The organism is Actinophytocola sp. (assembly GCF_036002505.1).
GTDB lineage: Bacteria > Actinomycetota > Actinomycetes > Mycobacteriales > Pseudonocardiaceae > DASYTH01.
In genome coordinates this window covers 1-2013 of record NZ_DASYTH010000358.1, presented here as the reverse complement: position 1 = coordinate 2013, position 2013 = coordinate 1, and the positions used below count along the sequence as shown (strand labels likewise).

General features: G+C 66.3%; 2 protein-coding genes. Both read left to right on the top strand.

Annotation, left to right across the window (positions count from 1 at the left end; genetic code table 11):
* Positions 1–26: 26 nt before the first annotated feature.
* Complete coding sequence (locus tag VGR06_RS31190) at positions 27–1160, top strand: alpha/beta fold hydrolase (RefSeq protein WP_327562750.1); 1134 nt, start codon at positions 27–29, stop codon at positions 1158–1160.
* Between the two features lie 92 nt (positions 1161–1252).
* Positions 1253–1822: a hypothetical protein gene (locus tag VGR06_RS31185; protein WP_327562749.1), complete on the top strand. Its 570-nt coding sequence runs from the start codon at positions 1253–1255 to the stop codon at positions 1820–1822.
* The last annotated feature ends 191 nt before the right edge of the window (positions 1823–2013 follow it).

The window sequence follows — 2013 nt, the reverse complement described above, 5'->3', positions numbered from 1 at the left end:
GGGAGGACCGGCCGGGGGAGCGGCGGCTGGTCGGCTACGTGGTGCCCGCCGACGGCGCGACGGTGGACAGCGAGGCGCTGCGCGCACACGCCGCCGAGCGGCTGCCGGATTACATGGTGCCGGCCGCGGTGGTGGAACTGGCCGCGGTGCCGTTGACGGTGAACGGGAAGCTGGACCGGGCCGCGCTGCCGGCGCCGGACTTCGCTGGGGTTGGCGGGCGGGGCCCGGCCACCCCCGCCGAGGATCTGCTGTGCCGGCTGTTCGCCGAGGTGCTCGGCGTGGAGCGGGTGCCCGCGGACGTGTCGTTCTTCGACCTGGGCGGGGATTCGTTGCTGGCGATGCGGCTGGTCGCCCGGATCCGGGCGGTGCTCGACGCCGAGGTGAGTATCACCGCGTTCTTCACCGCGCCAACGGCGGCAGCGGTCGCCCAATCACTCGCCGGTGGTACCGAGACCGACGACCTCGGTCTGCTGCTTCCACTCACGCTGGAAGGCGCCCACTCGCCCCTGTTCTGCGTCCATCCCAGCGCCGGACTGAGCTGGTGCTACCGGGAACTTGCCGGTCATCTTCCGGGCCGTCCGGTCTACGGGTTGCATGCGCGCGGGTTCAGCGCCGATGAGCGACTGCCGGAGACACTCGAGGAAATGGCCGCAGACTATGTCAAGCAGATTCGCAGCGTTCAGCCCACCGGGCCATACCACCTGCTCGGCTGGTCGTTCGGTGGGCTCGTCGCGCATGCCATGGCAACCCATCTTCAGGAGCTGGGTGAGGCGGTAGCGGTCCTGGCCGTTCTCGATGGTTACCCTTACGGCACCTGGAAGCGCCAAGAGGCTCCCGCGGTGACGCCGGACGCGGTGACGCCGGACGCGGTGACGCCGGAACCGGCAGATGGGCCGCTCGCGGAAATTATCAAGGTCAATGCCAACAACGTCCAACTCATGGAGCAGTTCACGCCGGGCCTATTCCACGGTGATCTTTTGCTTTTCGTGGCGAAGGGTCTACAGGATGCGGTTCAACCGGCCGACGCTATCGATAGCTGGACTCCGTACGTGAGCGGAAATATTGAGCGGGTCGACGTCAACTCGGACCATCATCGAATGATGCGGGGGCGGTCCATCTCGGAGATCGCCCAGTTGATTTCCACCAGACTGCGGAAATAGTGCACAGCTAATCAAGCTTGGGAGAAGCAATGGAAGAGAATGAGGCTACCGTCGATAGCCGAACTCCCCGTGGTAGAAGGTCGCTGCGCCTGGTGGTCGCCCTCGGCGTCGTCTTGGCCGTCGCCTTGGTGGCCGGCGGCTTCGCCATCGCAGCCAGCTTCGGCTCGTCCAGTAAAGCCGACAACGTGGCGGCGGACGGATCCGGGTCAGCAGATAGAGAGGCCAAAGCTGCGGCTTTTGTCGCTTGCATGCGGAAGAATGGTGTGCCAAACTACCCTGCTGCCAAGCCGGGCGGGCTGCTCCAAATCACACCGGAAGACGGCATCGATATCACGTCGACGGCGTATCAGAATGCCGAGAAGGCCTGTCAGGCGCTCAAGCCCAACGGGCGACCATTAGGGCCATTCGGGCGCCCGGCGGGACCCAGCGCGGGGCGGGGGGGGCCGGGGCCCTCCGCAACCGGGCAACCGTCGGCGTCCGGCGCTCCGTTCGATTCAAAAGACTACATCGCCTGCATGCGTAGCCACGGCGTGCCCGACTTCCCGGAACCTGACCCCAACGGCATGTTCAATGTCCCAGACACCGAATCGGACGTATTCAAGGCCGCGCACAGCGCGTGCCGGAAGTTCCTGCCAAAGGGTGCGCCAGAGCCGCAGAACTAGCGGCTCGGAACCAGACACCGCCGGAGCAGACCGCCAACGCCCGACCTAGCGACCGCTGAATAACGTCGTTCGATCAGGGAGCGGCTCATCCGCGCCCGGCTGGCAAGGCGGAGGACGAAGTCGCTACTGGCGGTTTGTAACGACGAGTCCGACAACGCCGCCACCCGGGATGCGGGGAGTCGCGAGCCGGA